27 protein-coding genes are annotated in these 25,639 nt (G+C 62.4%); 20 read left to right on the top strand and 7 right to left on the bottom strand.

Annotated elements, in window-relative coordinates; translation table 11 throughout:
* The first annotated feature begins 33 nt into the window (after positions 1 to 33).
* From purE to N2597_RS17125, 7 genes are all read left to right on the top strand, one after another.
* Entirely contained in the window at positions 34 to 528 is a 495-nt protein-coding gene (gene purE / locus N2597_RS17095; protein WP_004679370.1) for a 5-(carboxyamino)imidazole ribonucleotide mutase, read from the top strand.
* The gene (locus N2597_RS17100) at positions 525 to 1,595 is read left to right on the top strand and encodes a 5-(carboxyamino)imidazole ribonucleotide synthase (RefSeq protein ID WP_009996790.1); all 1,071 of its coding nucleotides are present in this window, start codon (positions 525 to 527) and stop codon (positions 1,593 to 1,595) included. The genes purE and N2597_RS17100 overlap by 4 nt, the downstream gene beginning before the upstream one ends.
* Before the next feature lie 171 nt (positions 1,596 to 1,766).
* Positions 1,767 to 1,892 carry a type B 50S ribosomal protein L36 gene (gene ykgO / locus N2597_RS17105; RefSeq protein ID WP_003582204.1) on the top strand — a complete coding sequence of 42 codons (126 nt, stop codon included), beginning with the start codon at positions 1,767 to 1,769 and terminating at the stop codon, positions 1,890 to 1,892.
* Positions 1,893 to 2,001: 109 nt separating this feature from the next.
* A complete protein-coding gene (locus N2597_RS17110) occupies positions 2,002 to 2,616 on the top strand; it encodes a tetratricopeptide repeat protein (protein WP_009996795.1) in 615 nt (204 codons plus the stop codon).
* A gap of 92 nt (positions 2,617 to 2,708) precedes the next feature.
* Positions 2,709 to 3,794, top strand: coding sequence for an alpha/beta fold hydrolase (locus N2597_RS17115; protein ID WP_183598250.1), 1,086 nt, complete (start codon positions 2,709 to 2,711; stop codon positions 3,792 to 3,794).
* A gap of 74 nt (positions 3,795 to 3,868) precedes the next feature.
* On the top strand, positions 3,869 to 5,605 hold the full coding sequence (gene ggt / locus N2597_RS17120; RefSeq protein ID WP_183598248.1) for a gamma-glutamyltransferase: 1,737 nt from the start codon (positions 3,869 to 3,871) through the stop codon (positions 5,603 to 5,605).
* Between the two features lie 120 nt (positions 5,606 to 5,725).
* Entirely contained in the window at positions 5,726 to 6,700 is a 975-nt protein-coding gene (locus N2597_RS17125; protein ID WP_077990614.1) for a threonine ammonia-lyase, read from the top strand.
* A gap of 66 nt (positions 6,701 to 6,766) precedes the next feature.
* On the opposite strand, the gene N2597_RS17130 is transcribed toward N2597_RS17125, so the two are convergent.
* Positions 6,767 to 7,579, bottom strand: a complete 813-nt coding sequence (locus N2597_RS17130; RefSeq protein WP_038691217.1) for an SDR family NAD(P)-dependent oxidoreductase — start codon at positions 7,577 to 7,579, stop codon at positions 6,767 to 6,769.
* Between the two features lie 128 nt (positions 7,580 to 7,707).
* Here N2597_RS17130 and N2597_RS17135 point away from each other — a divergent pair, with 128 nt between their 5' ends.
* The gene (locus tag N2597_RS17135) at positions 7,708 to 8,652 is read left to right on the top strand and encodes a GlxA family transcriptional regulator (RefSeq protein ID WP_183598346.1); all 945 of its coding nucleotides are present in this window, start codon (positions 7,708 to 7,710) and stop codon (positions 8,650 to 8,652) included.
* A 52-nt stretch (positions 8,653 to 8,704) separates the two neighbouring features.
* On the opposite strand, the gene N2597_RS17140 is transcribed toward N2597_RS17135, so the two are convergent.
* On the bottom strand, positions 8,705 to 9,598 hold the full coding sequence (locus N2597_RS17140; protein ID WP_183598246.1) for a LysR substrate-binding domain-containing protein: 894 nt from the start codon (positions 9,596 to 9,598) through the stop codon (positions 8,705 to 8,707).
* A 117-nt stretch (positions 9,599 to 9,715) separates the two neighbouring features.
* Between N2597_RS17140 and N2597_RS17145 the strand changes: the two genes are divergently transcribed.
* On the top strand, positions 9,716 to 10,135 hold the full coding sequence (locus tag N2597_RS17145; RefSeq protein WP_009994968.1) for a tautomerase family protein: 420 nt from the start codon (positions 9,716 to 9,718) through the stop codon (positions 10,133 to 10,135).
* On the top strand, positions 10,132 to 10,683 hold the full coding sequence (locus N2597_RS17150; RefSeq protein WP_009994969.1) for a DUF4865 family protein: 552 nt from the start codon (positions 10,132 to 10,134) through the stop codon (positions 10,681 to 10,683). Before N2597_RS17145 ends, N2597_RS17150 begins: the two co-directional genes overlap by 4 nt.
* 8 nt (positions 10,684 to 10,691) lie before the next feature.
* On the opposite strand, the gene N2597_RS17155 is transcribed toward N2597_RS17150, so the two are convergent.
* The 3 genes from N2597_RS17155 to N2597_RS17165 all read right to left on the bottom strand — a co-directional run bounded on the left by N2597_RS17155 (position 10,692) and on the right by N2597_RS17165 (position 13,376).
* On the bottom strand, positions 10,692 to 11,327 hold the full coding sequence (locus N2597_RS17155) for a LysE family translocator (protein WP_009994970.1): 636 nt from the start codon (positions 11,325 to 11,327) through the stop codon (positions 10,692 to 10,694).
* 124 nt (positions 11,328 to 11,451) lie between these two features.
* The gene (gene pyk / locus N2597_RS17160; RefSeq protein ID WP_183598244.1) at positions 11,452 to 12,891 is read right to left on the bottom strand and encodes a pyruvate kinase; all 1,440 of its coding nucleotides are present in this window, start codon (positions 12,889 to 12,891) and stop codon (positions 11,452 to 11,454) included.
* The gene (locus N2597_RS17165; protein WP_086156370.1) at positions 12,891 to 13,376 is read right to left on the bottom strand and encodes a DUF1036 domain-containing protein; all 486 of its coding nucleotides are present in this window, start codon (positions 13,374 to 13,376) and stop codon (positions 12,891 to 12,893) included. Before N2597_RS17165 ends, pyk begins: the two co-directional genes overlap by 1 nt.
* A gap of 200 nt (positions 13,377 to 13,576) precedes the next feature.
* Here N2597_RS17165 and N2597_RS17170 point away from each other — a divergent pair, with 200 nt between their 5' ends.
* From N2597_RS17170 to N2597_RS17180, 3 genes are all read left to right on the top strand, one after another.
* Positions 13,577 to 14,365, top strand: a complete 789-nt coding sequence (locus tag N2597_RS17170) for an N-formylglutamate amidohydrolase (protein WP_077990856.1) — start codon at positions 13,577 to 13,579, stop codon at positions 14,363 to 14,365.
* A 15-nt stretch (positions 14,366 to 14,380) separates the two neighbouring features.
* Positions 14,381 to 14,686 carry a DUF1244 domain-containing protein gene (locus N2597_RS17175; RefSeq protein WP_009996634.1) on the top strand — a complete coding sequence of 102 codons (306 nt, stop codon included), beginning with the start codon at positions 14,381 to 14,383 and terminating at the stop codon, positions 14,684 to 14,686.
* A gap of 88 nt (positions 14,687 to 14,774) precedes the next feature.
* Entirely contained in the window at positions 14,775 to 15,038 is a 264-nt protein-coding gene (locus tag N2597_RS17180; RefSeq protein ID WP_003585771.1) for a DUF2312 domain-containing protein, read from the top strand.
* A 167-nt stretch (positions 15,039 to 15,205) separates the two neighbouring features.
* On the opposite strand, the gene N2597_RS17185 is transcribed toward N2597_RS17180, so the two are convergent.
* Positions 15,206 to 17,047, bottom strand: a complete 1,842-nt coding sequence (locus N2597_RS17185; protein WP_077990619.1) for a peptidoglycan L,D-endopeptidase MepK — start codon at positions 17,045 to 17,047, stop codon at positions 15,206 to 15,208.
* A gap of 178 nt (positions 17,048 to 17,225) precedes the next feature.
* A complete protein-coding gene (locus tag N2597_RS17190; RefSeq protein ID WP_077990622.1) occupies positions 17,226 to 18,773 on the bottom strand; it encodes a sigma-54-dependent transcriptional regulator in 1,548 nt (515 codons plus the stop codon).
* A gap of 207 nt (positions 18,774 to 18,980) precedes the next feature.
* On the opposite strand from N2597_RS17190, the gene N2597_RS17195 reads away from it, so the two are divergent.
* The 7 genes from N2597_RS17195 to N2597_RS17225 all read left to right on the top strand — a co-directional run bounded on the left by N2597_RS17195 (position 18,981) and on the right by N2597_RS17225 (position 25,531).
* Entirely contained in the window at positions 18,981 to 20,834 is a 1,854-nt protein-coding gene (locus N2597_RS17195) for a M3 family oligoendopeptidase (RefSeq protein ID WP_077990625.1), read from the top strand.
* Between the two features lie 267 nt (positions 20,835 to 21,101).
* Complete coding sequence (locus N2597_RS17200; RefSeq protein WP_210281937.1) at positions 21,102 to 22,208, top strand: aminodeoxychorismate synthase component I; 1,107 nt, start codon at positions 21,102 to 21,104, stop codon at positions 22,206 to 22,208.
* Positions 22,205 to 22,834, top strand: a complete 630-nt coding sequence (locus tag N2597_RS17205) for an aminotransferase class IV family protein (RefSeq protein ID WP_077990858.1) — start codon at positions 22,205 to 22,207, stop codon at positions 22,832 to 22,834. The genes N2597_RS17200 and N2597_RS17205 overlap by 4 nt, the downstream gene beginning before the upstream one ends.
* Before the next feature lie 2 nt (positions 22,835 to 22,836).
* Complete coding sequence (locus N2597_RS17210) at positions 22,837 to 23,121, top strand: YciI family protein (protein ID WP_077990632.1); 285 nt, start codon at positions 22,837 to 22,839, stop codon at positions 23,119 to 23,121.
* Between the two features lie 164 nt (positions 23,122 to 23,285).
* Entirely contained in the window at positions 23,286 to 24,737 is a 1,452-nt protein-coding gene (locus N2597_RS17215; RefSeq protein WP_077990635.1) for a homospermidine synthase, read from the top strand.
* A 170-nt stretch (positions 24,738 to 24,907) separates the two neighbouring features.
* Complete coding sequence (gene omp10, locus N2597_RS17220) at positions 24,908 to 25,282, top strand: outer membrane lipoprotein Omp10 (RefSeq protein WP_077990638.1); 375 nt, start codon at positions 24,908 to 24,910, stop codon at positions 25,280 to 25,282.
* Between the two features lie 27 nt (positions 25,283 to 25,309).
* Positions 25,310 to 25,531, top strand: coding sequence for a hypothetical protein (locus N2597_RS17225; protein ID WP_341356242.1), 222 nt, complete (start codon positions 25,310 to 25,312; stop codon positions 25,529 to 25,531).
* Positions 25,532 to 25,639: the final 108 nt, after the last annotated feature.

Here is a 25,639-nt window from a genome sequence, read left to right on the forward strand (position 1 = left end):
CCGATCGCATCGCTTGGAGGAATAGCGGCAACGATGACAGACAGACCACCCGTCGCCATTATCATGGGCAGCCAATCCGATTGGGAAACCATGAAGAACGCGGCCGACACTCTGGAAGCCCTGGAAATCCCTTATGATGCGCGCATCATCTCGGCGCACCGCACGCCCGACCGCATGGCGAATTTCGCCAAGGGCGCACGCGCCGAGGGCTTCAAGGTCATCATCGCCGGTGCCGGCGGTGCCGCCCATCTGCCGGGCATGACCGCATCGATGACGCCCCTGCCGGTCTTCGGCGTCCCGGTCCAATCGAAAACCATGTCCGGCCAGGACAGTCTGCTGTCCATCGTACAGATGCCGGCCGGCATTCCTGTGGGAACGCTCGCCATCGGCAAGGCGGGCGCCGTCAACGCCGCCCTTCTCGCCGCCGCCGTACTTGCCCTTTCCGACGAAGAAATCGCCGAGCGGCTCGACGAATGGCGCGAACGTCAGAGTGCCAGCATCGCCGAATACCCGATGGACGACCAATGACTGTAAGAACGATCGGCATTGTCGGCGGCGGCCAGCTCGGCCGCATGCTGGCGATCGCCGCCGCCAGACTGAATTTCCGCACGGTCATTCTCGAGCCGCAGGCGGACTGCCCGGCCGCTCAGCTCGCCAACCGGCAGATCACCGCCGCCTATGATGATCCGGCGGCGCTGGCCGAACTTGCCGCCGCCTGCGATGTCGTCACCTACGAATTCGAGAATGTGCCCGTCGCGGCCGCAGAAACGCTTTCGGCAAGCATTCCCGTCTATCCGCCGCCGAAGGCGCTGGAAGCCGCTCAGGACCGCCTGGTCGAAAAGCGCTTCCTCAACGATTGCGGCATCACCACCGCCGGCTTTCACGCGATCGACAGCCAGGCCGATCTCGAGGCGGCACTGAAGGATTTCGGCGGTCAGGGCGTATTGAAGACCCGCCGGCTCGGTTATGACGGCAAGGGACAGAAGGTTTTCCGTTCAGTGGCCGACAGCCCTGATGGCGCCTATGCCGCGCTCGGCGGCGTGCCGCTGATCCTCGAAAGCTTCGTCGCCTTCGAACGCGAGGTCTCGATCATCGCCGCGCGCACCGCGGAGGGGACGGTCGTCTGCTTCGATCCCGCCGAGAATATACACCGCAACGGCATCCTCCATACCTCGACGGTTCCCGCCGCGATCTCCACAACGACGGGCGAAGCCGCACGTCGTTCGGCCGAAAAAATCCTCGCGGCATTGAACTATGTCGGCGTCATCGGCATCGAATTCTTCGTGCTTGCCGACGGCGGCCTGATCGCCAACGAGATGGCACCGCGCGTCCACAATTCCGGACATTGGACCGAGGCGGCCTGCGCCGTCAGCCAGTTCGAGCAGCATATCCGCGCCGTCGCCGGCCTGCCGCTCGGCGATGGCGCCCGCCATTCCGACTGCGTCATGCAAAACCTGATCGGCGACGATATCCTTGCCGTTCCCGACTGGCTGCGACGCCCCGATACGCTGGTCCATCTCTACGGCAAGACGGAGTGGCGCCCCGGCCGCAAGATGGGCCATGTCACCACATTGGCGCCGAAATTGCCGCTTTGACGGTGACAAAACGGTCTTGCAGCTTGGGAAAAACACCGCCACGTGGTTGACACGGAAAAGGTGACGGGGTATCTGCACCCCCACCTAAAGAGCGCGCCCCGACGGCGCGCTTTTGATTGTTAAAGTTACGGGCGAATGTGAATTCCCCCATAGAGATCGCGGATCAGAAAAATGAAGATCAAGAATTCGCTCAAGTCGCTCAAGGCTCGTCACCGTGACAACCGTCTGGTTCGTCGCAAGGGCCGCATCTACATCATCAACAAGCTGAACCCGCGCTACAAGGCTCGTCAGGGCTGATTGCGCACATCCGGATCGCCGCGCCGCGCAGATTGCGCCGTCCGACATCCGGTAGGTCGCTGCGGTGATCACGTCAAATTTGTTTGATCTTCGGCGTTGGCGGGCTAATATGTCCGCCATGCGCTTTTTTGCTTTGATGCCGGCGGCATTGCCGCTCTTCCTCGTCCTCTCCACCTCTCCGCTTCCTGCCATCGCGGCGGAAAAGGATGTCATCGTCGAGCAGAGGAACACCGACAATTCGCCGAAGCAGCGCCTCGACCAGCTCTTCAGCCAGCTGAAGCGCGAGCGCGATCCCGACAAGGCCAGCAGCATCGCCAACGAAATTCGCCTGGAATGGAATGATTCCGGCAGCGCGACCGTCAATTTGCTGATGCAGTGGGCCGACAAGGCGATTGAGGAAAAGCGCAATCCAGCCGCTCTCGATTTTCTCGACGAGGCAATAGCGCTGAAGCCCGATTACGCCGAAAGCTGGAATCGGCGCGCCACACTGAATTTCGTCATGGGCAATTACCGCAAGTCGATGTCCGACATCGAACACGTGCTGGATCTTGAGCCGCGCCATTTCGGCGCGCTCTCCGGCATGGCCGCGATCCTCAGCAATGCGGGGAACGATCAACTGACGTTGAAAGCCTGGGAGCGGTTCCTCGACATCTATCCCGCCGAGCGCACCGCGCAGGAGCAGGTTAATACGCTGTCAGAAAAACTTGCCGGCAACCGCACTTGATGTCGACCGCACAAGTTTAGAATCCTCGAGGGGCCACGCGGCGCTTCGCCCACCCCTCTCGAGAACCGCCGCGACCATCGCCCGTAAAGATCATGCTTGCAGAAGTTTCCGTTCTTCTCGCTCCCCTTGCCGCCGCCATCGGCTACTCCTCCTACAAGGCGCGGCGGCTCGAACAGACCTATCCCAATATCGGTGAACTGACGGATGTCGGCGGCTACCGCATGAATGCCGTCCATATCAAGCGTCCGCAACATGCGGATCTGCCCCCTCTCGTCTTCATTCACGGCGCCAGCGGCAATCTGCTCGACCAGGTCGTCGCGTTCCGCACCGCACTCGAGGGCCGGGCCGAAATGCTGTTCGTCGATCGTCCCGGTCACGGCTATTCCGAACGTGGCGGCCCTGAAAACGCGGTCCCTTCCGGCCAGGCGGATGCGATCGCCCGGCTGATGGAGGCACGCGGCATCGAGAGGGCGATCATCGTCGGTCATTCTTTCGGCGGCGCGGTCACTGCAACCTTCGGCCTGCGCCATCCCGAAAAGACATCCGGCCTGCTCTTTCTGGCACCCGCCACCCATCCCTGGCCGGGCGGTATCGACTGGTATTATCATGTCGCGACGGCGCCGGTCGTCGGCTGGCTGTTCAACCACGCCATCGTCGTGCCGCTGGGACTCAGCAGGCTGGAACGCGGCACGCTGAATGTCTTCCGTCCCAATGCGCGCCCGCTCGATTACATCGAAAGGACCGGCCCATCGCTGGTGCTGCGGCCCCGCACCTTCCGCAACAACGCCGCCGATTTCAAAAGGCTGCTTGCCTATCTTAAGGAGCAATCGCCGCTCTATTCGCAGATCACCGCGCCGACCGTGATCATAACCGGCGACAGCGACGAGATCGTCTGGGAACACCTTCATTCACGCGGCCTTGCCCGCGATATAGCAGGCTCCGAACTCATCACCGTGCGCGGCGTCGGCCACAAGCCGGATTATCTTGCGACCGATGTCGCCATCGCCGCCATGGAAAAGATCGCCGGCAAGCCGCGCGACCTGCAGGCAATCGCCCGCCGGGCCGAGCAGCGGCTCGCCGCGGCGTCACCCGATCGGACATCGCTGCCATCACTGGAGCCAGGCGCCCCGCCCAGGCATGACCCTTCAGCCGGAAACTCGATCGAACGCCTCGCATAAAGCCGATCGCTGCATTGCCTCGCGCCGGCGCAGCCCCATATGTTTTTCCGTTGTTGTCCATAGGAGGGGAAATCATGGGCCGCCTGCATATCGGGACGATCTCGGTCATATCGGCATTGTCGCTCTGCCTGACCTCGGCTTTCGCGGCCTCGCCCGCACCTGTTGAAGCCGAACACGGCATGGTCGTCACCGCCCAGCATCTGGCCACCGATGTCGGCGTCGAGGTGCTGAAGAGCGGCGGCAACGCCGTCGATGCGGCCGTCGCTGTCGGTTACGCGCTGGCGGTCGTCTATCCCTCGGCCGGCAATCTCGGCGGCGGCGGCTTCATGACCATCCGCCTGAAAGACGGCACCAAGACCTTCCTCGATTTCCGCGAACGCGCGCCGCTCGCCGCAACGAAGACCATGTATCTCGATGCCAAAGGCGAGATCGTGCCGCGCGCCAGCCTCGACGGTTATCTCGCCGTCGGCGTTCCAGGCTCGGTCATGGGTTTTGAAACGGCGCGCGAGAAATACGGCACCCGCTCACGCCAGGATCTGATCGCGCCGGCGCTCCGCTTCGCCAAGGAGGGCTTCACCCTGGAACAAGGCGATGCGGCCATCCTCGCCGGCAGCGCCAAACGCCTCGCCAAGGATGAGACGGCGGCGAAAATCTTTCTGAAGCCGGATGGCCAGCCCTATGCATCGGGCGAAAAACTGCAGCAACCGGATCTCGCCGCGGTCCTGGCCGCCATCTCCGAAAAGGGGCCCGACGCCTTCTACAAGTCCGCTCCCGCCGAGGCGATCGTCACGGCGAGCCAGTCCAAGGGCGGCATTCTCGCCAAGCAGGATTTCGAGCAATATGCCGTGCGCGAACTGAAGCCGATCGAGTGCAATTACCGCGGCTACGACATCATCTCCTCGCCGCCGCCCTCCTCCGGCGGTATCATCATCTGCGAAATCCTCAACGTCCTCGAAGGTTATCCGCTCTCCTACCTCGGCTATGCCTCGGCCGAAACGGTGCACGTGATGGTCGAGGCGATGCGCTACGCCTATGTTGACCGCAATGCGGCGCTCGGCGATCCCGATTTCGTCGAGAATCCGGTCGGAAAACTGCTCGACAAGAACTACGCCAAGGAGATCGCGGCAAAGATCGACCCTTACAAGGCCGGCACATCGGCGGATTTAAAGCCGCTCGGCGGCAAGGAAAGTAACGAGACGACGCATTATTCGATCATCGACGACGAGGGCAATGCGGTTGCTGTCACCTACACGCTGAACGGCTCCTTCGGCGCTGCCGTCGTAGCACCCGGCACCGGCGTCCTGCTCAACAACGAGATGGACGATTTCACCTCCAAGCCGGGCGTGCCGAACCTCTACGGTCTGGTGCAGGGCGAGGCGAACGCCATCGCCCCGAAAAAGACGCCGCTCTCCTCGATGAGTCCGACGATTATTACCCGCGACGGCAAGCCCTTCATGGTGATTGGCAGCCCCGGCGGCTCGCGCATCATCACCATCACGCTGGAGGCGTTCCTCAATGTCGTCGATTTCGGCATGGACATCCGCCAGGCCGTCAACGCGCCGCGTTTCCATCACCAATGGCAGCCTGACAAGATCTTCCTCGAGCCCTATGCGCTTTCGCCGGATACGGAGAAGGCCCTCGCTGCCATGGGTTACAGTTTCGACGGCGGCAATGATGCGCCGCTCTGGGGCCAGGCTGCCGGCATCCTGGTCGGCGGCAAAAGCCTCGCCGCCATCGCAAAGGGCGGCGGCGCCCGCTATAACGGCGCCATGGACGCCCGGGCGGCGGAAGGGTCGGCCGGCGGCTATTGATGGCGCCAAAAAGGTTCAGGCGGCGGATCTCCATTCATGTCACGGTGACAAAGTCGACGTTCACAAACGGCGTGCCGCATCCTATGCATGTGCGAACTCTCCAAGCAGGACGATTCCCGAATGGCAAGCATTGAAATGATTGTCGCCGCCCGCGCTCGTCTGCGCGGCCATATCAGGCGCACGCCGCTTCTCTCCTCCCCCTTCCTCAACGACATCGCCGGCCGGCGCCTGTTCGTGAAGGCGGAATGTCTGCAGCATTCCGGCTCCTTCAAATTTCGCGGCGGCTGGTCTGCCGTCTCCGGCCTCGATCCGGCCGTGCGCGCCCGCGGCGTCATCGCCTTTTCCTCCGGCAACCATGCCCAGGGTGTGGCGCTGGCTGCCAAGCTGCACGGCGTGCCCGCCGTCATCATCATGCCGAGCGATGCGCCGAAGCTGAAGATCGCCAACACCCGCGCCTTCGGCGCCGAAGTCGTGCTCTACGACCGCGCCAACGAGGATCGCGACGAGATCGGCGCCCGGCTCTCGGCCGAGCGCGGCCTGACGCTGATCAAACCCTTCGACGAACCGCTGGTCATCGCCGGCCAGGGCACGACCGGCCTCGAGATTTCCGAACAGGCCGAAGAAGAGGGCGTGACATCAGCCGACGTTCTCGTGCCCTGCGGCGGCGGCGGATTGACCTCCGGCATCGCCCTTGCCCTCGAAGCCAGTGCCCCCGGCCTTCGCGTCCGGCCCTGCGAGCCCAGGGACTTCGACGACACGACCCGCTCGCTCGCCTCCGGCAGGATCGAGCGCAACGCGTCGATATCAGGCTCGATCTGCGATGCGATCCTGACGCCCCAGCCGGGCAACATCACCTTCCCGATCCTCAAGCGCCTTGCCGGCGCCGGTATCGTCGTCACCGACGACGAGGCGCTGCGCGCCATGGCGCTCGCTTTCGTCAGGCTGAAGATCGTCGTCGAGCCCGGAGGCGCCGTGGCGCTCGCCGCCGCGCTCTTCCATGGCGAGGCGCTGGAAAGCGACGCGGTCATCGCCGTCACTTCCGGCGGCAATGTCGATGCCGATATCTTCGCTATGGCTCTCGAACGTTTCGGCTGAATATCATGCGAATGAACGCCGTTCGCCATCCGCGCAACAGCCGCGGATGGCCTTTGCCCATGGCAATCAGGCAATGTTGTAGCGCTTCGCCGGCGCGGCGCGCGACAGATTCGGCATCAGTGCCTGGCGCGCCTGCTCGTAGGCGGCAAGCAGACCGGCATCCTCAAGCGACGGGATCGTCGCGAATTCGCCCTGCTCCAGGCCGGCGAGCGACGCATCGACCATGTCTTCCGCCGACATTACGATCTCGTTGGGCAGATGCTCGACCGGCGTGCCGGCGATGCCCCAGAATTCCGTTGCCGTGGCGCCGGGCAGTACGGCCTGGATGCGGATGTTCTTCTCCGCCAGCTCATGCTTCAGCGACTGGCTGAATGCGTGCACGAAGGCTTTCGTACCGCCGTAGACGCCGTTCAGAAGCTCCGGCGCGATCGCGACGATGGAGGCGATGTTGATGATCGTGCCGCCGCCGCGTGCGACGAAGCCGGGAACCGCGGCATAGGTCAGCCGCGTCAGTGCCGTGACGTTGAGCTCGATCATCTCCTGCATCTTGTCGACATCGGCGGAAAGCAGCGGCGCCGTTCCGCCGAAGCCGGCATTGTTGACGAGAAGCGTGATGCTCCGGTCTTGCCTAAGCACGCCTTCGACGCGGGCAAGGTCTGCCCTGTTGCCGAGATCGGCGGTGACGGTCTCGACGGTCCGGCCGGTTTCATCGGTCAGCCGGCTTGCCAGCGCCTTCAGCCGCTCGCCGTTGCGGGCGACGATGATCAGGTCGTAACCCTGCTTCGCCAGCCTATGGGCATAGATTGCTCCAATGCCCGAAGATGCGCCGGTTATCAGCGCCGTGCCCCTATGCTCCGGTATATTGCGTTCCTGCGTCATGGCCCGTCTCCTTCAATTGCGCCGGCCCGATGCCTTGCGCTTGAGGAGAGTCTTACGCCCGATTGCGAATGACCTGAATGTCATATATACCACCTTTCAGGACATCCTCTTTTCAGGACTCGATGACCATGCAGCGAATCGGCTTTCTGCTCTATCCCGGCTTCCAGATCATGAGCCTGGCGGCGATCTCAGCCTTCGAGTTCGCCAATCTCGAACTCGAGGAAAAGGTCTACGAGATCCGCTACCTCTCCGAAAATGGCGGGCCGATTGCAAACTCGCTTGGTATGGTGATGGAGACGGAGGCCTTCGGCGAGCCGAACTTCGATACGCTGATCGTGGCCGGAGCACCGGGTATCAGGCTTCCGAATGCTGCGGAAGCCGATTTCATCCGCGCCGCCCTGCCCGCCACACGTCGTCTGGCCTCGATCTGCACCGGCGCCTTCTTCCTTGCCGAAGCCGGTATCCTCGACGGCCGCCGCGCGACCACGCACTGGTATGTCTCCCGCGAACTGCAAAGCCGTTATCCCAAAATAAAGATGGAAGAAGACCGGATCTTCATCGTCGACGGATCGGTCTGGACTTCGGCCGGCATGACGGCCGGTCTCGATCTGGCTTTGGCGATGGTCGAGAAGGACCATGGTTTCGAGGTAGCGCGCGCCGTTGCCCGCACGCTCGTCGTCTATCACAGGCGCGCCGGCGGTCAGTCGCAATTTTCAGCCCTGCTGGAACTGGAGCCCAAATCCGACCGCATCCAGAAGGCGCTCGCCCACGCCCGCGGCAATCTGAGATCGACGCTTTCCGTCGAAGAATTGGCGGAAGCGGCCCACCTCAGCCCTCGCCAGTTCAGCCGCGCCTTCCGCGCCGAAACCGGACAATCACCGGCCAAGGCCGTCGAGAACCTGCGGCTTGAAGCAGCCCGCCTGATGATGGAGCAGGGCCGGCACCCGATCGACGTCGTTGCCCGCGAAACCGGTTTCGCCGACCGCGAGCGCATGCGCCGCGCCTTCCTGCGCGCTTTCGGCCAGCCGCCGCAGGCGATCCGCCGCAGCGCCCAGCAGCAACATCAGGCTTGAGGCATCCGGCCCTTTCAAGCCGGATGCCACGATCAACCGTCAGCAGGAAGGGTCAATGTGCAGAGACCAACGCCCCATGCACGGATTGCATCACCAGTTCGCCAAGCCGCGCCGCCGCCGGTTGCAGTTCGGCTTCGGCCCGATGCAGGACCAGACCAAGCTTCGGCAGGTCGGGCAGGCCGAGCGTCTCGGGCGTCAGCGGCCGGAGCTTCGCCGGCAGGCCGATTGGCGTGCGGATGGTGAGACCGAGGCCGGCTGCCGTCGCCGCCCAGAGGCCGCCGAGACTGGCACTGACGAAGGCGAGCCGCCAGGAAATGCCGGCCGCATCAAGCGCCTTTGTCGCCGCGGTGCGCAACAGGCACGGCGCCTCCAGCGAAGCGAGCGGCATCGGTTCGCCGCTGGCCGCATGCCAGCCGAGCGGCCCCTCGACAGGCCCGATCCAGCACATCGGCACTTCGCCGATTCGCTCGCAATGTGCCGTCATCGCGCCGTCGCTCCAGGCAAGCGCCAGATCGAGCTTGCCTGATGTGACGCGCTCGAGCAGTTCGGTATTGCGTGCCACCCGCGCCTCGATGCGGACCTTCGGATGGGCGCGGGCGAAACGGCCGAGCACCTCGGGCAACAAGGTCTCTCCGAAATCCTCCTGCAGCCCAAGCCGCACCCAGCCCTCCAGCTCGATGCTGTGCACGGCGGCGGCCGCCTCGTCGTTGAGTTCCAACAGCCGCCTGGCATAGCCGAGCATCGTCTCACCGGCATCGGTCAGCGCCAGCCCGCGCCCCGCCTTGCGGAAGATCGGCGTGCCCGCCTGTTCCTCCAGCTTCTTCAGCTGCGCGCTGACCGCCGAGGTCGAACGCCCGAGCCTTTCGGCCGCCTTGGCAAAATTGCCGAGCTCCATGCCGGTCGAAAAGGTTCGAAGCACGTCAAGATCGAAGATGGTCCGCCGCATCACACAGTCCAGATTTTCGGGATTATTTATCCAAAATATTCTGATTTTCAGCATCATCGTGCCGTGCGATGGTGCTGTTGTCAAGGCCGCCGGACGGCCCCAACAATGGAGATCCCGATGCCCTTTGTTCGCATTTCCCTTCGCAAAGGCAAGTCGCCGGACTATCTCGCGGCACTCGCCGACGCCATCCAGCGCGCCCTGGTCAAGACCTTCGACGTGCCTGAGGACGATCGCTTCCAGGCCATCCACCAGCATGATGAGAACGAGCTGATCTTCGACAGCAGCTATCTCGCCGGCCCGCGCTCCGGCGATTTCGTCTATATCTCGATCACCATCGGCCGACCCCGAACGGCCGAGATGAAGGCGGCGCTCTATCGCCGGCTTGTCGATCTCCTGGCGCAATCGCCGGGTCTTCGGCCGGAAGACGTGATGATCGTCATCAGCACCAGCGCCCCGGAAGACTGGTCCTTCGGCAACGGTATCGCGCAGATGACGGATCCCGACTGGCGGCTGCGGGCTGCAGGGGAACGCTCATGATTGCCATGCAATACAGCTTCACCCTGCCCGCCGATTACGACATGTCGATCGTCGACCGACGCATCCGCGACAAGGGGCCGCTGCTAGACGGTTTTCCCAATCTCGGCTTCAAAGCCTATCTCGGCGCCCGCCGAGGCGAATGCGCCAGCCGCGACAATCTCTATGCGCCCTTCTATCTCTGGCAGAAACCGGAAGGGGCAAGCGACTTTCTCTGCGGCGCGGGATTCGAAGCCCTGACCGGCGCCTTCGGCTGGCCTACGGTCAGAACCTGGATTGTCTGGCAGGCCGAGCTTTCGGCTGAGATCGCTGCTGCAAGATTCGCGACCCGCGATATCCTGTTGACTGAGCCTTACGCGCCCCTCGCTGATATCCGGCGGGCCGAAAGCGCGCAGGCTGAAGCCGAGGTTGCGGCAGGCGGCGCGCTCGCCTCCGTCTCCGGCTTCGAACCGACGACATGGACGCGAGTGCGCTTCAGGCTATGGCGAGAGATTCCAGAGATCGGCGCGCAGACGCAGGCCTATCGCGTCGGTCACCTGTCCCTTCCCTGACGCTGACGTCAAACGGTCGCTCGGCGATAGAAGGCAAGCGAGCCCGCAAGCGCCAGGAGCGCGCCGCCGCAGGCCCGCTCCAGCCAAAGGGTGCCTGAGCTCTTCAGGAAACGCACCGCCTGCGAACCGAAGAACGCGTAGCCGAACATGATGACGAAATCGAGCGCGGCAAAGACCAGCGCCAGCAGCGCATATTGCCCTGCCTGCGGCTGGGTAGGATCGATAAACTGCGGCAGGAAAGCCGAGAAGAACAGATAGCCCTTCGGATTGGTCGCCGCGACCATGAAACTCTTCAGGCCGATCGAGAAAGTCGACGCCGCGCCGGCCGGCGCACCTGCTTGCAACGCCGCATCGATCCCGCCTCTCGAGCGCAGCAGCATGATGCCGAGAAAGGCAAGGTAAGCAGCACCCGCCCATTTCAGCATCGAGAACCAAAATTCGGATGCCGCCAGCAGCGCGCCGAGCCCGACCGCCACGGCGCCGATCAGCACGAAATCGGAAAGCACCGCGCCGATCATTCCGGCAATTGCCCGGCGCAGACCATGCCGCGAACCGTTGGTCAGGGCCAGCAGCACTGTTGGCCCCGGCGTCGCAATACCGACAAAGGAAACGGCTGCAAAGGCGGCAAGCGTGACGATATCCATGACGATCCCTCCCAATCCACCGGTCGAAACTTGCACGCCCAGGAGCTCTTGGCAATGATACCCTATCAACGAAAAAGCCCGCCGCCTCCTCGAGGCAGCGGGCTTTCGAACGGACGCGATCGGATCAGATGCCGCTCTGGCCGTCGGAACCGATATAGGCAATGCGGATCATGTTGGTGGCGCCGGGCGTGCCGAGCGGCACGCCGGCCGAGATGATGATGCGGTCGCCCGGCTTGCCGAAGCTTTCGTCCGCAACGATGCGGCAGGCGCGGTTGACCATGTCGTCGAGATCGGTGGCGTCATGGGTGACGACGCAATGCAGGCCCCAGACGATGGCAAGCCGGCGCGCCGTCTTGATGATCGGCGACAGCGCCAGGATCGGCACCTGCGGACGCTCGCGCGAGGCGCGAAGGCCTGTCGTGCCCGACGAGGTATAACAGACGATCGCCGACAGCTTCAGCGTTTCGGCGATCTGGCGGGCCGCAAGCGAGATCGCATCGGCGCCGGTCGCTTCCGGCTGGGCGCGCTGGGCATAGATGATGCCGGGATAATGCGGCTCGCGCTCGATGGCCGTGGCAATCGACGCCATGGTCGAGACGGCTTCGATCGGATAATCGCCCGAAGCCGATTCGGCCGAGAGCATGACGGCATCGGCACCTTCGAAGACGGCGGTCGCAACGTCCGACACTTCGGCGCGCGTCGGCACCGGCGCCGAGATCATCGATTCCAGCATCTGCGTGGCGACGACGACCGGCTTGCCCGAACGGCGGCAGGCGCGGATCAGCTGCTTCTGGATGCCGGGAACCGATTCGAGCGGCATTTCGACACCGAGATCGCCGCGGGCGACCATCAAGGCATCGGAAAGCTCGATGATTTCCTCGATGCGCTCGAGGGCCTGCGGCTTTTCGATCTTCGACATCAGGCCGACACGGCCACGGGCGATCTTGCGCACTTCGGCAAGGTCGTCGGGACGCTGGACGAAGGACAGCGCCACCCAGTCGACATCGTCCGTGGCAAGCACGGCGTCGAGGTCGGCGCGGTCCTTGTCCGTCAGTGAGCCGACGCCGAGCAGCGTGTCGGGAAGGCTGACACCCTTGCGGTCGGAAATGCGGGTACCGGATATAACCGTCGTGACGATGCTCTTGCCGTCGCATTTTTCGGCGCGGAGCGCGAGCTTGCCGTCGTCGATCAGCAGGCGATGGCCGGGCTGCACCGATTCCAGGATTTCCGGGTGCGGCAGATAGACACGGGTCTGGTCGCCGAGCGCTTCGTTGTTGTCGAGCGTGAAAGTCTGGCCGGGCTTCAGATCGACCTTGCTGTCGACGAACTTGCCGACGCGCAGTTTCGGCCCCTGCAGGTCGGCCAGAATGCCGATCGGCCGGCCGGAGCGGGCCTCGACCGAGCGGATACGCTGGATGAGCGTACGCATCAGGTCGTGGCTCGCATGGCTCATATTGATGCGGAAGACATCGGCACCGGCCTGGTGCAGCTTCTCGATCATCGATTCCTCGGAGGAGGCGGGCCCGAGGGTGGCGAGGATTTTAATTTTGCGATTACGCTTCATCAATTCTGGCTTTCTTGCGTCCCTGGGGTGTCGGAGAGTTGGACCATCCAGCTGCCCTGACGGCCGGTGTCGTATTCCTTGAATCCCATCTTCTGGTAACCGCGGGCATAACAATCCTGCACACCCGAGATCTTGAACTCATTTTCCGCCACGCACATCTGGACATCCCCCGTCCATCGTCCTCCCCGGGCGGCGTCCTCTGCGTAGAGGTAATAATAACGCGACTGCAGTTCTCCCTCGATCAGCGTGGCGCAGGTCGTTGCCGGCACTTGCCACCAGCCTTCCGTGACCCAGCCATCCTTGGCCCTGTATCCGATCGCAACGCCGACGAGATTCTGTGTTCCGTTGCAGACGCGAAAATCGGCGCGTGCGGCATCTGCGATGAAGAACGGCATAAAAGCTGCAAGAGCGAACAGAGCGAGTCGGACCAGCGGTCCGGACCGCGTGCGGAAACTTGGCGCGGCTTGAATCAACACGGCTCCCAAATAGCTCCACGGTTATTCGTATCCGTGTCTTCTTGCGCCGCCGTCATGCGAAAGTCAACGCGATGCTAATTGATTATATTTCCTTTCATAAACTGCGCGTCAAGGGTCGTCTCCGTTCTCGCCGCTTGTCGCGCTTGAACCGGCGGCAGCCCCATGCGATCAGTGAGGCCGACTGCGCAATGACGAATGGCAAATCCTTCATGGACGACTTCCAATCCTTCGAAATCCTACCCGGCAAACATGACAAAGGCATGGTGATCCTCGCCGATCACGCGATGAACCGCCTCCCCGCGCGATATGGCCGGCTCGGCCTGCCCGATGCGGCCTTTGCCCGCCACATCGCCTATGACATCGGGATCGAGGGCCTGACGCGGCAGCTCTCGGCGAGACTCGGCGTGCCCGCGGTGCTTGGCGGCTTCTCGCGCCTGCTGATCGACCCGAACCGCGGCGAGGATGATCCGACGCTGATCATGAGGATTTCCGACGGGGCCGTCATCTCGGGCAATCATCCGATCGGGCGGCAGGAGTGGGAGTATCGTATCGAGACTTTCCATCGCCCCTATCACAATGCCGTGGCGGCAACGATCGATAAGGTGGCGAATGCCGCCGGCCGGGCGCCGCTGGTGCTGTCGCTGCATTCCTTCACGCCGGCATGGAAAGGGATCCCCCGTCCCTGGCATGCCGCAGTCCTCTGGGACAGCGACCGACGCGCCGTCGGCCCGCTGCTCGACATGCTGCGCGCCGATCCGGACCTCTTCGTCGGCGACAACGAGCCCTATGACGGCGCCCTGAAGGGCGATACCATGTACCGGCACTGCATGATAACCGGCATCCCGCATGCGCTGCTCGAAGTGCGCCAGGATCTGATCGCAGACGAGACCGGGATTGCTGCATGGGCCGAACGCCTTGCGCCGATCTTTGCGGCGATGAACGCCGATCCTGCCCTGCACGAATACGACGTCCATCCGTCGCGCACCGGCCCCTATTGAATGAAGGAAAGCGAGATGACCGCGCTCAGCAAAGAACAGCAGACCGAATTCGAAGCCGCCGCCTTCCGCCGCCTCGTCGCGCATCTTCGTGAGCGCAGCGACGTGCAGAACATCGACTTGATGAACCTGGCCGGCTTCTGCCGCAACTGCCTGTCGAACTGGTATCGCGAAGCGGCCGAGGCCGAGGGTGTGGCAGTGACGAAGGACGAATCGCGCGAAATGGTCTACGGCATGACTTACGAGGACTGGAAAAATCTCCACCAAAACGAGGCCTCGCCTGTGCAAAAGGCCGCTTTTGAACTGAACAACCCGCACAAATAGCCCATCACGCGGCGAATAGGCTTGACCCTCGCGCCGCTTCGCGGCAGTCACGGGCATCCAAAATGATCATCCCAATCAGGAGAACACGATGTCTGATGCTCATGGCGTCGCCCGCGACCAGCTTCGCGCTTTCATCGAGCGCATTGAACGGCTGGAAGAAGAAAAAAAGACAATCGCCGACGACATCAAGGACGTCTACGGCGAAGCCAAGGGAATGGGCTTCGACACCAAGATCCTGAAGAAGGTCGTGGCGTTGCGCAAAAAGGACGAGCAGGAGCGCATGGAAGAGGAAGCGATCCTCGACACCTACCTGCACGCGCTCGGCATGATCGAGTCCCCGCCGGAAGGCTGATCCGACTGGTATCGCTGATATGTCGACAAGCCGCTGGAGCAATCCGGCGGCTTTTCTTTTGCGGAAAACGCGCCGGGCCGAACATCGACAGAGTCCGATCGAACCAACCAAAAGAAAAACCGCCGGATTGCTCCAGCGGTTTTTCGATATTCCGATGATCGGCACGCTCAGTTCGTGTTGAACTTGCGCACTTCCATGAAGTTGACGGCCGTGCCACTAAAGCGAGCCGGATCGACCGAAGCGGTCTTGACGTTGAAGCCTTCGGCATAGACGGCGGTCGGCTGGGCGCGCATCGTCTGGCTGACGAAGCGCGGCGCCTTGACCTGCTTGGAGGCCATTTCGAGACGGGCATTGGTCAGCGCCCACTGCGAAATCATCTTCTGCGTCAGCTTCGGCTCGGTACGCACCGTCGCGCGGCTGGCGTCTGCTGCGGCGGCCTGCTTCTGCGTCGGGCGGCCACCCTTGGTGGGAAGAGCCGGCACCACGGCGTTTTCGGCGGCCGGTTCGTCGAAGGCGTCGCCGAAGCTTGCCGACTTTGTTGCTGGCGCCAGGGCTGCGAGTTGAAGCGACGGTTTCTGGGCAGGCGTCTGTTGCGGCATCGCCGCGTTGATCGCCTGCTCCACCGTCATCTCGGGCGCATGCGCGGCGACCTGGTTTTCGTCACCCTTGTTCTGCTGGTCGAGCGCATCGGCAAGGGCAGGAGACAGTCCGCCGTCCTGATCGGCCTCGTCGGCCTCTGCTTCCGGATCGGCATTGGCCGCAGCGAGAAGCTTCTCGGCAAGGGCAGGACGTTCGACCGGCGTCGGAACCGGCATGCCGTTCGACATGGCGGGATCGGTCGACGCGACTTCGGCATCGCCGGGCGCGCGGCGCTGACCAAGAAGCGAGGGAACCGGGATGCTGTAGGCGCTGAGATCGGCGAATTGCTGCGGCTGGGCCTGATCGGCCGGGAGCGCGGCGGCTAGAGCCTGCTGCGCGGCATTACCCGAAGACGGCGCGACCAGCGCGTTTGCCACTTCGCTGCCGGCCGGCTGGTTGCTGAATGCCGGACGAACCTGCGGCACCGGCGCGTTCACATCGGCGACCTCGGTCTGCTGCGGCTCGGCAGGGGCAGGCTCGGCCTTCGGCGGCGTTGCCTTGGCGACGGCGACCGGGGCCGAATCGTCGGAATCGTCTTCCTGCTCGTCGGCTCCGCCACCGAAAAGCGCCTCAAACAGCGTCTTGTGCTTCGGTGCCGATTCGGAAGCGCTGGCGATCTCGATCTGCGTGCCGCTGGCGCGGCGCTTGTAGTCGGCCATTGCCTGCTGATAGCCCGGCAGCGGCTTGCCGTCGGCCGGAATATGGATGGTATTGCCGTTCGGGAAAAGCCGGACAAGCTCGTCGCGGCTCATGCGCGGCCAGGCGCGAACACCGCCGACGTCCATGTGCACGAAGGGCGAACCGGACTTCGGATAGAAGCCGACACCGCCGACCTGCATCTTCATGCCGATGGCGCGAAGCGTCGCCAGCTTGACGTCGGGAATGAAGAAGTCCATCGCCTTGCCGAGCATGTGCTGGCTCTTTTCGGCAACGCCGGATTTGCGTGAGCGGCCGCGCAGCATTTCATTGGTCGCCGGCGAGCGGAAACCGCAGACGACGTTGATGTAGTCCCGTGAACCGCTCTGGCGATAGACTTCCCAGATCAGGTCGAACAGGCGTGGATCCATCTTCGTCGGCTGGTTCTTGCGCCAGTCGCGCAGAAAGCGGTTCAGCTGCTCCAGACCCTTGGGGTCGAACTTGCCGTTGCGCTTGTAGGTGATGACGGCTTTTTCGCCGGTATGGATGAAATAGAGCTTGAGGCTGCGGGTGTCGCCCGCTGCCTGAGACGGCGTACTGACGAATACCGGCGAGGAAACCGCAAGCGCAAGAAGGGCGGCCGCCGCCGTCCTCACTGCCTTTCCGCAGATGTCGGCGCACAAAGAACGCCAGCTCAAGCGCGAAGGCTTGGAATTCCCATTCAGATTCGGCAACTCGATCCCCGTCAGACAGACAATGTCCCGTACTGTCTCAGATGACTGTCAAATGCGGTCACACGATGGCAAAAATGCCACACATGATCAACCTTTTCTTTACATAGTGAACGAGCCACTAACAAGTGGTTTATGATCAGTAACAAATCGTGGTTGCCTGAGTCTTAATAAATAGGGCTTAAGCCGCATCTTTCTGGGGATTATCGGGGTCGATGCCGTAATCTTTGAGTTTGCGATAAAGTGTGGATCGTCCGATGCCAAGCTTGCGCGCCACTTGACTCATCTGTCCGCGATAGAATTTGAGTGCGAATCGGATGAGCTCCTCCTCGACATCGGCAAGCTTGCGCACGTCGCCTGAGGGGTTGACGCTGGCGATTGCATTTTCGGGGGTCTCGGACAGGCGGTGGTGGTGAACCTCCCCCTGCATCGGCGCCCGGTATTCTTCGCTATAGGCTTCGTCCGGGTCGAGGCCGGTATTGTCGGCGACGAGCGCCAGGTGATCCACCACTTCATATTCCGGAAGCTGGGCGGCGATCTGCGGGAAGTCCGCCTCGGTCAGCTCCGGCCCCTCGGCGAGAACGACCGCGCGGAAGATCGCGTTTTCGAGCTGGCGGATATTGCCCGGCCAGTCATAGGCGGTCAGCAGCGCCAGCGCGCCTGAGTTCACCGTCATGCGGCGGCCGTTCTTCTGCTCGCTGGAGAAGCGGTCGGCAAAGACGCGCACCAGGTGCGGAATGTCTTCCTTGCGCTTGCGCAGCGCCGGGATGGTGATCGGGAAGACATTGAGGCGATAGTAGAGATCCTCGCGGAAGTGGCCATTCTTGACCTCTTCGATCAGATCCTTGTTGGTCGCCGAGATCAGCCGGACATTGACCTTGTGGGCAGTGCGCGCACCGACGGTCTCGATCTCGCCCTGCTGCACCGCGCGCAGCAGCTTCACCTGTACTTCGAGGGGCAGGTCGCCGATCTCGTCGAGGAAGATGGTGCCGCCGTCGGCCTCCATGAACTTGCCGATGTGACGTTCGGTCGCGCCGGTGAAGGCGCCCTTCTCGTGGCCGAAGAGAATGCTTTCGACGAGGTTGTGCGGGATCGCCCCGCAATTGACGGTGACGAACGGCTTGTTCGAGCGTTCGCCGCCGGACTGGATGGCGCGTGCCACCAGCTCCTTGCCGACGCCGGATTCACCTTCGAGCACGACGGGAATGTTGGATTGAGCCGCCCGCTGAGCGAGATCGATGACGCGGATCATCGCCGGGCTTGCCGAGACGATGTCGTCGAAACCTACCGCGCCCGAGCGCGACCGGCGTCCAGCCCGTGCCTTGACCTCGCGCTGGTCGAGCTTCATTGCATTGGAGATCGACGTGGCGATGCGTTCGGGAGAGACCGGCTTGACGACGAAATCGAAGGCGCCGGCGCGCATCGCCTGTACCACGGTTTCGATGCCGCCTTGGCCCGTCTGCACGATGACCGGGATCTGCGTGCCGAATTCGTGAAGCGCGTCGAGGAATTCAAGGCCGGTCATCTCCGGCATCATCAGATCGAGCACGATGACGTTGAAAAGGCCGCTGTCGCGCTTGACCATTTCCAGGCCGATCCGGCCGTTCTCCGCCTGGTGCACGACATGGCCGTGACGCTCGATTGCGTTTTTGAGCAGGCGGCGCTGCACCGGGTCGTCTTCGACCACGAGTATTTGCCCTGCTCCCTTGAGCTCATTGTAACCGGTCATTGTCGCTCCACTTCATGCGAAACCTTGGAGGGCACTCTGGCAGAAAGGCTTGAACATCCAGTTTTGAGAAATAATTGCATTTTAACGATTGCGACGGCCGTTTTTCGTGCCGAAGCGGGGCCTTCGATGGGCCGAAAGGCCCTTGATGCGGCGCCTTCTCACGCTTATTCAAACAGACCTGTAATAAAGTGGAGAGGAATTGCGTTCATGAAAATCAAGCTCCAGCACGCCAGCCTTCGTTTGTCGCCTGCAGCCCCAGCCGGGCCCGCCGATCCGGCGCTCGGCGATCTGCCGGTCTGGAAGCTGCAGGACCTTTACCCCTCCGCCACGTCAACCGCCTTCGTCGCCGACATGGAAAAGGCGGGCAAGGCCGCAATCACCTTCGAGGAAAGGTGGAAGGGCAAACTTGCCGAGGCCGCGACGAAAACCGGCACCGAGGGCATCGGCGCGGCGCTGAAAGAATATGAAGCGCTTGATGACATTATGGGCCGGCTCGGCTCCTTTGCCGGCCTAACCTATTTCTCCGACACCACAAACCCGACCAACGGCAAGCTCTACGGCGACGTGCAGGCCAAGCTCACCGAATTCTCGGGCCATCTCCTGTTCTTCGCGTTGGAGCTGAACCGCATCGACGACGCGGTCATCGACGCCTGCATCGCCAGCGACCCCGATGCCGGCCATTATCGTCCCTGGCTCATCGATCTCAGGAAAGACAAACCGTATCAACTCGACGACAGGCTGGAGCAGCTCTTCCTCGAGAAGTCGATGACTTCGGCCGCCGCCTTCAATCGCCTGTTCGACGAAACCATGGCGGAACTCCGCTACGAGATCGATGGCGAGAAAGTGCCGCTCGAGGTCGCCTTGAACATGTTGCAGGAGAAGGATCCGGAAGTGCGCCGCAAGGCCGCCATGGCGCTCGCCGAAACATTCAAGGCCAATATCCGCATCTTCACGCTGATCACCAACACGCTTGCCAAGGACAAGGATATTTCCGACCGCTGGCGCGGCTTCGAGGACATTGCCGACTCCAGGCACCTCGCAAACCGGGTCGAACGCGAGGTCGTCGACGCGCTCGCCGCCGCCGTTCGCGAAGCCTATCCCCGCCTTTCGCACCGCTATTATAAGATGAAGGCTAAATGGCTCGGCATGGAGCAGATGAACTTCTGGGACCGCAACGCGCCGCTTCCGGAAACCTCCAGCGCCGTCATCTCCTGGTCCGACGCGAAGGACACGGTGCTGTCGGCCTACGGCAATTTCGCTCCTGAGATGGCTGATATCGCCAGGCGCTTCTTCGACGAACAATGGATCGACGCCCCGGTCCGCCCCGGCAAGGCGCCCGGCGCCTTCGCCCATCCGACGGTTCCCTCGGCCCATCCCTATGTGCTCGTCAATTACTTGGGCAAGCCGCGCGACGTGATGACGCTTGCCCATGAACTCGGCCACGGCGTGCACCAGGTTCTGGCCGGCGCGCAGGGAGCGCTGATGTGCCAGACGCCGCTGACGCTTGCCGAAACCGCCTCCGTCTTCGGCGAGATGCTGACCTTCCGCGCGCTCCTCGAAAAGACCACCGACAAGCGTGAGCGCAAGGCGATGCTCGCCCAGAAGGTCGAGGACATGATCAACACGGTCGTGCGCCAGATCGCCTTCTACGAATTCGAGCGTAAGCTGCACACTGCCCGCAAATCAGGTGAACTCACCGCCGACGACATCGGCGAACTCTGGCTCTCCGTCCAGTCCGAAAGCCTCGGGCCGGCGATCAGCATCTCCGAGGGCTACGAGACCTATTGGGCCTATATCCCCCATTTCATCCACTCGCCCTTCTATGTCTACGCCTATGCCTTCGGCGATTGCCTGGTGAATTCGCTCTATGCCGTCTACCAGAAGGCCGAGACGGGTTTCCAGGAGAAGTATTTCGAACTGCTGAAGGCCGGCGGCACCAAGCATCATTCGGAACTTTTGAAGCCTTTCGGCCTCGACGCCACCGATCCGTCGTTCTGGAGCCACGGCCTGTCGATGATTGAAGGGCTGATCGACGAACTGGAAGCTTTGGATAAGGCTTAAGAGAGCGAGTCCCTTCTCCCCTCGGGGAGAAGGTGCCGGCAGGCGGATGAGGGGGCTGCACGGCAGCCGCTCTCCTTCGCATATGCTCAGGACGTCGCTTCGCTCCACCCCTCATCTGCCCTTCGGGCATCTTCTCCCCGAGGGGAGAAGAGAGAAAATGTCTGACGCTCCCGATCGCATCCGAGCCATGGGGAGCAGAACAACTGAAAGCGTTGCGTGTCCGATCAACCCTATATTCTCTTCCGCGACGACACGACCGGCCAGGTGATGCTTTTCGCTAAGCCGTCGGAACTCATCGTCGCCAGGACGAGCACCGAATTCTTTGCCGGCCTCGCCCGCATGGAAGAAGCAAAGGCCGCAGGCAAATGGCTCGCCGGTTACATGGCCTACGAGGCCGGATACCTTTTCGAGGACAAACTCGCCTCCTTCGCCGACGAAATCCGCGAAACACCGCTTCTCCTTTTCGGCGTCTTCGAAGCGCCGCAAGCGGACACACACCCGCTTGCCCAGCCGAAACAGCGTCTGGAAAACGAGGAATTCCTCACGGCCCCGAAAGCCGCTTGGGATTTCCCTATATATAAAGAGCGTTTCGACCGTCTTCACGAGCATCTCAGGCTCGGCGACGCCTACCAGGCGAACCTCACCATGCCAGTCGAGACCCGCTGGAATGGCGATCCGCATGCCGCCTTCTGGTCGCTGATCGAACGCCAACCGGTCAAATATGGTGCGCTGGTCGATCTCGGCGGCCCCGTCATCCTGTCGCGCTCGCCCGAACTGTTCTTCCGCACCGATGAGCAAGGCTGGATCGAGACCCATCCGATGAAAGGCACGGCCAAACGCGGCGCCACCGCCGCCGAGGATGCCGAAATTATCGAAGCCATGCGCAATGATATCAAGACGCAGGCCGAAAACCGCATGATCGTCGATCTGCTGCGCAACGATATCTCACGCATCACCGAGGTCGGCACGCTCGATGTCCCGAAGCTCTTCGATGTCGAGACATATCCGACCGTCCACCAGATGGTCAGCCATGTGCAGGCAAGGCTCATCCCCGGCCTTTCGATCCGCGACATCTTCTCCGCCCTCTTTCCCTGCGGTTCGATCACCGGCGCACCGAAGATGCGGGCGATGGAAATCCTCCACGCGCTGGAGGATGCTCCCCGCGACGCCTATTGTGGCGCGATCGGCATGATCTCGCCGAGCGGCGCCATGCGTTTTTCCGTCGCGATCCGCACCATCACGCTTTTTGACGGCGGCAGGGCTGTCTTTAATGTCGGCGGCGGCATCGTCTTCGATTCGACCGCCGAGGCCGAATATGAGGAATGCCTGCTCAAGGCCCGCTTCGCCGTCGGCGACCAATGGATCGCGCGATGACGGATTTTTCGTTGATCGAGACGCTGCGCTGGCAGCCTGGCGACGGCTTCATCCGCCTGCGGCTGCATTTCGCCCGGCTTTCCCGCTCCGCCCGTCGCCTTGGCTTCCCGCAGCCGGTCGATGCCGCCGCCAAGCTCGAGGACGCCGTTGCGGGCGCCGCCGGTCCGCTGCGCATCCGCCTGACCTTCGACGCGCAGGGTCGCATCGAGGTAACGAGCGCGGCTTTCGTGCCGCTGGCGCCGGAGACGGTCTGGACGGTGCGCATCGCCGAGACCCGTCTTGATTCCACCGACAGGCTGCTACGCCACAAGACCACCCGCCGCGCCGTCTACGAGGTGGCGCGAGCCGAATATGCGCCGGATGAGGCCGACGAAGTCATCCTGCTGAACGAGCGCGGCGAGGTTTGCGAGGGCACCATCACCTCCGTCTTCCTGGATGACGGAACCGGCACGCTGCGCACTCCGCCGATCTCCTGCGGCCTGCTTGCGGGCGTGCTGCGCACCGAACTCATTTGCACGCGCAAGGCGCGTGTCGGCCGCCTCACACTGGCCGAACTCGATGCCGGCACGCTTTATATCGGCAACTCGCTGCGCGGCCTGATCCGCGCCAAACTTGTCAGGAACTGAAAATGTTCATTCTCTCCCTCACCTATCGTAAGTCCAACGAGGAAGCCGACAGGCACATGGAGCCGCACATGGCCTGGGTGAAGGAGGGTTATGCCAAGGGCTGGTTTCTCGCCTCCGGCCGCAAGGTGCCGCGCACCGGCGGCGCTATCCTCGCAATCGGCGAGCGCGCCGCAATCGAGGCTTATGTGGCAGCGGACCCCTTCACCATCCACAACGTCGCTGAATACGAGATTACCGAGCTTGCCATGACGACGACCGCCGAAGGGCTTGAAATTCTGAAACGTTGATTTTCGGTTAGATGATCTCGTCCCGATATTCGACCTTTCCCGGTCAACACTCTTTATTGTGACGCCGTTTTGTGGTTAGAGCCGGTCACCTCGCATTTCTGCGGCAATTTCAAAAAAGAATTCTTCAGGCTGAACGCCTTCGTCCCCTTCCACAGGAGAAAAGAATGACGGACAAGAACCACCCGGTATATGCCGAAATTACCGGTCCGATCGTGATGATCGGCTTTGGCTCCATTGGCCGCGGCACCCTGCCGCTGATCGAGCGCCACTTCAAATTCGACAAAAGCCGGATGGTCGTCATCGACCCACGTGAAGAACCCTCCGACATGGAAATTCTGAAGAAGCACGGCGTCCGCCACATCAAGGAATATGTCACCAAGGACAATTACAAGGAGCTGCTGAAGCCGCTCCTGACGGAAGGCGAAGGCCAGGGTTTCTGCGTCAACCTCTCGGTCGACACTTCCTCGCTCGACATTATCAAGCTCTGCCGCAAGCTCGACGTCCTCTACATCGACACGGTCGTCGAGCCCTGGCTCGGCTTCTATTTCGACAAGGGCATGAGCAACGCCGACCGCACCAACTATGCGCTGCGCGAAACCGTGCGCAAGGAAAAGGCCAAGAACCCGGGCGGCGCCACCGCTGTCTCGACCTGCGGCGCCAACCCGGGCATGGTTTCCTGGTTCGTCAAGCAGGCGCTCGTCAACCTCGCCAATGACATCGGCCTGAAGTTCGAGGAACCGGACCAGCACGATCGCGAAGGCTGGGCGAAGCTGATGAAGAAGCTCGGCGTCAAGGGCATCCACATTGCCGAGCGCGACACCCAGCGCACCAAGCATCCGAAGCCGCTCAACGTCTTCTGGAACACCTGGTCCGTCGAAGGCTTCATCTCAGAAGGCATGCAGCCGGCCGAACTCGGCTGGGGCACCCATGAAGAATGGATGCCGAAGAACGCCAAGCAGCACAAGAAGGGCAACAAGGCGGCGATCTACCTGGAGCAGCCGGGCGCCAACACCCGCGTGCGCACCTGGTGCCCGACGCCCGGCCCGCAGTACGGCTTCCTCGTCACCCATAACGAGTCGATCTCGATCGCCGATTATTTCACGGTCCGCGACAAGGACGGCGAAGTGACCTTCCGCCCGACCTGCCACTACGCCTACCATCCGGCCAATGACGCCGTGCTCTCCCTGCACGAGATGTTCGGCAATGGTGGCACGCCGCAGCCGGTCCATCACGTTCTCGATGAGGACGAACTGGAGGACGGCATCGACGAACTCGGCGTTCTGCTCTACGGCCATGAGAAGAACGCTTATTGGTATGGCTCGCGACTATCGCTCGAGGAAACCCGCCGCATCGCGCCCTATCAGAACGCCACCGGCCTGCAGGTCACATCAGCTGTTCTCGCCGGCATGGTCTGGGCGCTGGAAAACCCGACGGCCGGCATCGTCGAAGCCGACGAGATCGACTACAAACGCTGCCTCGAAGTGCAGATGCCCTATCTCGGCCCGGTCGAAGGTCATTACACCGACTGGACCCCGCTCGACGGCCGTCCGGGCCTCTTCCCAGAGGATATCGACACCAAGGATCCGTGGCAGTTCCGCAACATTCTCGTTCGCTGAGAGTGCTCGCACAAGCTCGATGATGCCCGCCGCAAGGCGGGCATTTTTGTAACGCTGGCTGTATAAATGGCGCCCCCGCCGCGCCAAGCCTTGCCATCATGGCGGGCGCACGCCATGTTTTGCCCGAACTTGGCGGGTGACCGCCACGCCGAATCGCCGGGAGAAGCCTTATGAAAATCAGAACTGGTCTCGTTCTTGTCGGAGCCGCGGCCGCTCTTGCCGCCTGCGTTTCATCGGAGCCGCGACAGAGGGTGGTTGCAGCCGCCCCACCCGTTACGAATTCTGTTGAAGGCGAATGGACGGATGCCAATGGCTTAACCTCCACCTTCACAGGTGGGCAGTTTGTAACTCGCACAAGCGACGGAACAAACACGCAGATGGCATCGGGAACTTATACGGTCGGACCTGATCAAATTATTCAGATTAACCTTTACTCGAATGTGAAAAAAACAACCTCTCTCGTCAATTGCGCCCTCATTGGACCAACCCAGCTTAATTGCACCACCGCAACAGGGTCCCAATTCACGCTTTCCCGCCGCGGCTGAAGCGTGAGGCGATAGGCCGAGCACACCATCCGGGCCATCGCCGGTTACCTCATTCTGCTGCTCGCAATGCCGCTTGCCGCGTTGGCCGTCGTTTTGCCGGCCAACGTCTATCGCGCCCGCTGCAGTTTGGTCTTCGCCTTGCCGGTCGTGCTGATCTATGGCGTCGGCGCGCTTCCTTCGGTTCCGAATATTTCCGAGGCTGTGCACGAACTCCACCGTAATGACGCCGGTGGCGAATGCCGGAGATAGCAGCCGGCTTTTTTGTCCCGCCCCTCTTGGAAAGAGTGCCGCCTGGCCCAGCTTTCCCTTGCAGACCTATGCCGTGTCATGGAACATCGGCAAGCCGGGTACCGCCCC

This window comes from Rhizobium sophoriradicis, from assembly GCF_025200795.1.
Lineage (GTDB): Bacteria > Pseudomonadota > Alphaproteobacteria > Rhizobiales > Rhizobiaceae > Rhizobium > Rhizobium sophoriradicis.

What these genes read in the sequence shown, in the direction of transcription:
- N2597_RS17115 (WP_183598250.1), top strand. Translation starts at nt 2,709, where the DNA reads ATGCTTGCAGAAGTTTCCGTTCTTCTCGCTCCCCTTGCCGCCGCCATC.
- N2597_RS17130 (WP_038691217.1), bottom strand. Translation starts at nt 7,579, where the DNA reads ATGACGCAGGAACGCAATATACCGGAGCATAGGGGCACGGCGCTGATA.
- N2597_RS17135 (WP_183598346.1), top strand. Translation starts at nt 7,708, where the DNA reads ATGCAGCGAATCGGCTTTCTGCTCTATCCCGGCTTCCAGATCATGAGC.
- N2597_RS17155 (WP_009994970.1), bottom strand. Translation starts at nt 11,327, where the DNA reads ATGGATATCGTCACGCTTGCCGCCTTTGCAGCCGTTTCCTTTGTCGGT.
- N2597_RS17205 (WP_077990858.1), top strand. Translation starts at nt 22,205, where the DNA reads ATGACGGATTTTTCGTTGATCGAGACGCTGCGCTGGCAGCCTGGCGAC.
- N2597_RS17180 (WP_003585771.1), top strand. Translation starts at nt 14,775, where the DNA reads ATGTCTGATGCTCATGGCGTCGCCCGCGACCAGCTTCGCGCTTTCATC.
- N2597_RS17200 (WP_210281937.1), top strand. Translation starts at nt 21,102, where the DNA reads ATGCTTTTCGCTAAGCCGTCGGAACTCATCGTCGCCAGGACGAGCACC.
- N2597_RS17190 (WP_077990622.1), bottom strand. Translation starts at nt 18,773, where the DNA reads ATGACCGGTTACAATGAGCTCAAGGGAGCAGGGCAAATACTCGTGGTC.
- ykgO (WP_003582204.1), top strand. Translation starts at nt 1,767, where the DNA reads ATGAAGATCAAGAATTCGCTCAAGTCGCTCAAGGCTCGTCACCGTGAC.
- N2597_RS17140 (WP_183598246.1), bottom strand. Translation starts at nt 9,598, where the DNA reads ATGCGGCGGACCATCTTCGATCTTGACGTGCTTCGAACCTTTTCGACC.
- N2597_RS17100 (WP_009996790.1), top strand. Translation starts at nt 525, where the DNA reads ATGACTGTAAGAACGATCGGCATTGTCGGCGGCGGCCAGCTCGGCCGC.
- ggt (WP_183598248.1), top strand. Translation starts at nt 3,869, where the DNA reads ATGGGCCGCCTGCATATCGGGACGATCTCGGTCATATCGGCATTGTCG.
- purE (WP_004679370.1), top strand. Translation starts at nt 34, where the DNA reads ATGACAGACAGACCACCCGTCGCCATTATCATGGGCAGCCAATCCGAT.
- N2597_RS17195 (WP_077990625.1), top strand. Translation starts at nt 18,981, where the DNA reads ATGAAAATCAAGCTCCAGCACGCCAGCCTTCGTTTGTCGCCTGCAGCC.
- pyk (WP_183598244.1), bottom strand. Translation starts at nt 12,891, where the DNA reads ATGAAGCGTAATCGCAAAATTAAAATCCTCGCCACCCTCGGGCCCGCC.
- N2597_RS17210 (WP_077990632.1), top strand. Translation starts at nt 22,837, where the DNA reads ATGTTCATTCTCTCCCTCACCTATCGTAAGTCCAACGAGGAAGCCGAC.
- N2597_RS17150 (WP_009994969.1), top strand. Translation starts at nt 10,132, where the DNA reads ATGATTGCCATGCAATACAGCTTCACCCTGCCCGCCGATTACGACATG.
- N2597_RS17110 (WP_009996795.1), top strand. Translation starts at nt 2,002, where the DNA reads ATGTCCGCCATGCGCTTTTTTGCTTTGATGCCGGCGGCATTGCCGCTC.
- N2597_RS17215 (WP_077990635.1), top strand. Translation starts at nt 23,286, where the DNA reads ATGACGGACAAGAACCACCCGGTATATGCCGAAATTACCGGTCCGATC.
- omp10 (WP_077990638.1), top strand. Translation starts at nt 24,908, where the DNA reads ATGAAAATCAGAACTGGTCTCGTTCTTGTCGGAGCCGCGGCCGCTCTT.
- N2597_RS17175 (WP_009996634.1), top strand. Translation starts at nt 14,381, where the DNA reads ATGACCGCGCTCAGCAAAGAACAGCAGACCGAATTCGAAGCCGCCGCC.
- N2597_RS17170 (WP_077990856.1), top strand. Translation starts at nt 13,577, where the DNA reads ATGGACGACTTCCAATCCTTCGAAATCCTACCCGGCAAACATGACAAA.
- N2597_RS17145 (WP_009994968.1), top strand. Translation starts at nt 9,716, where the DNA reads ATGCCCTTTGTTCGCATTTCCCTTCGCAAAGGCAAGTCGCCGGACTAT.
- N2597_RS17125 (WP_077990614.1), top strand. Translation starts at nt 5,726, where the DNA reads ATGGCAAGCATTGAAATGATTGTCGCCGCCCGCGCTCGTCTGCGCGGC.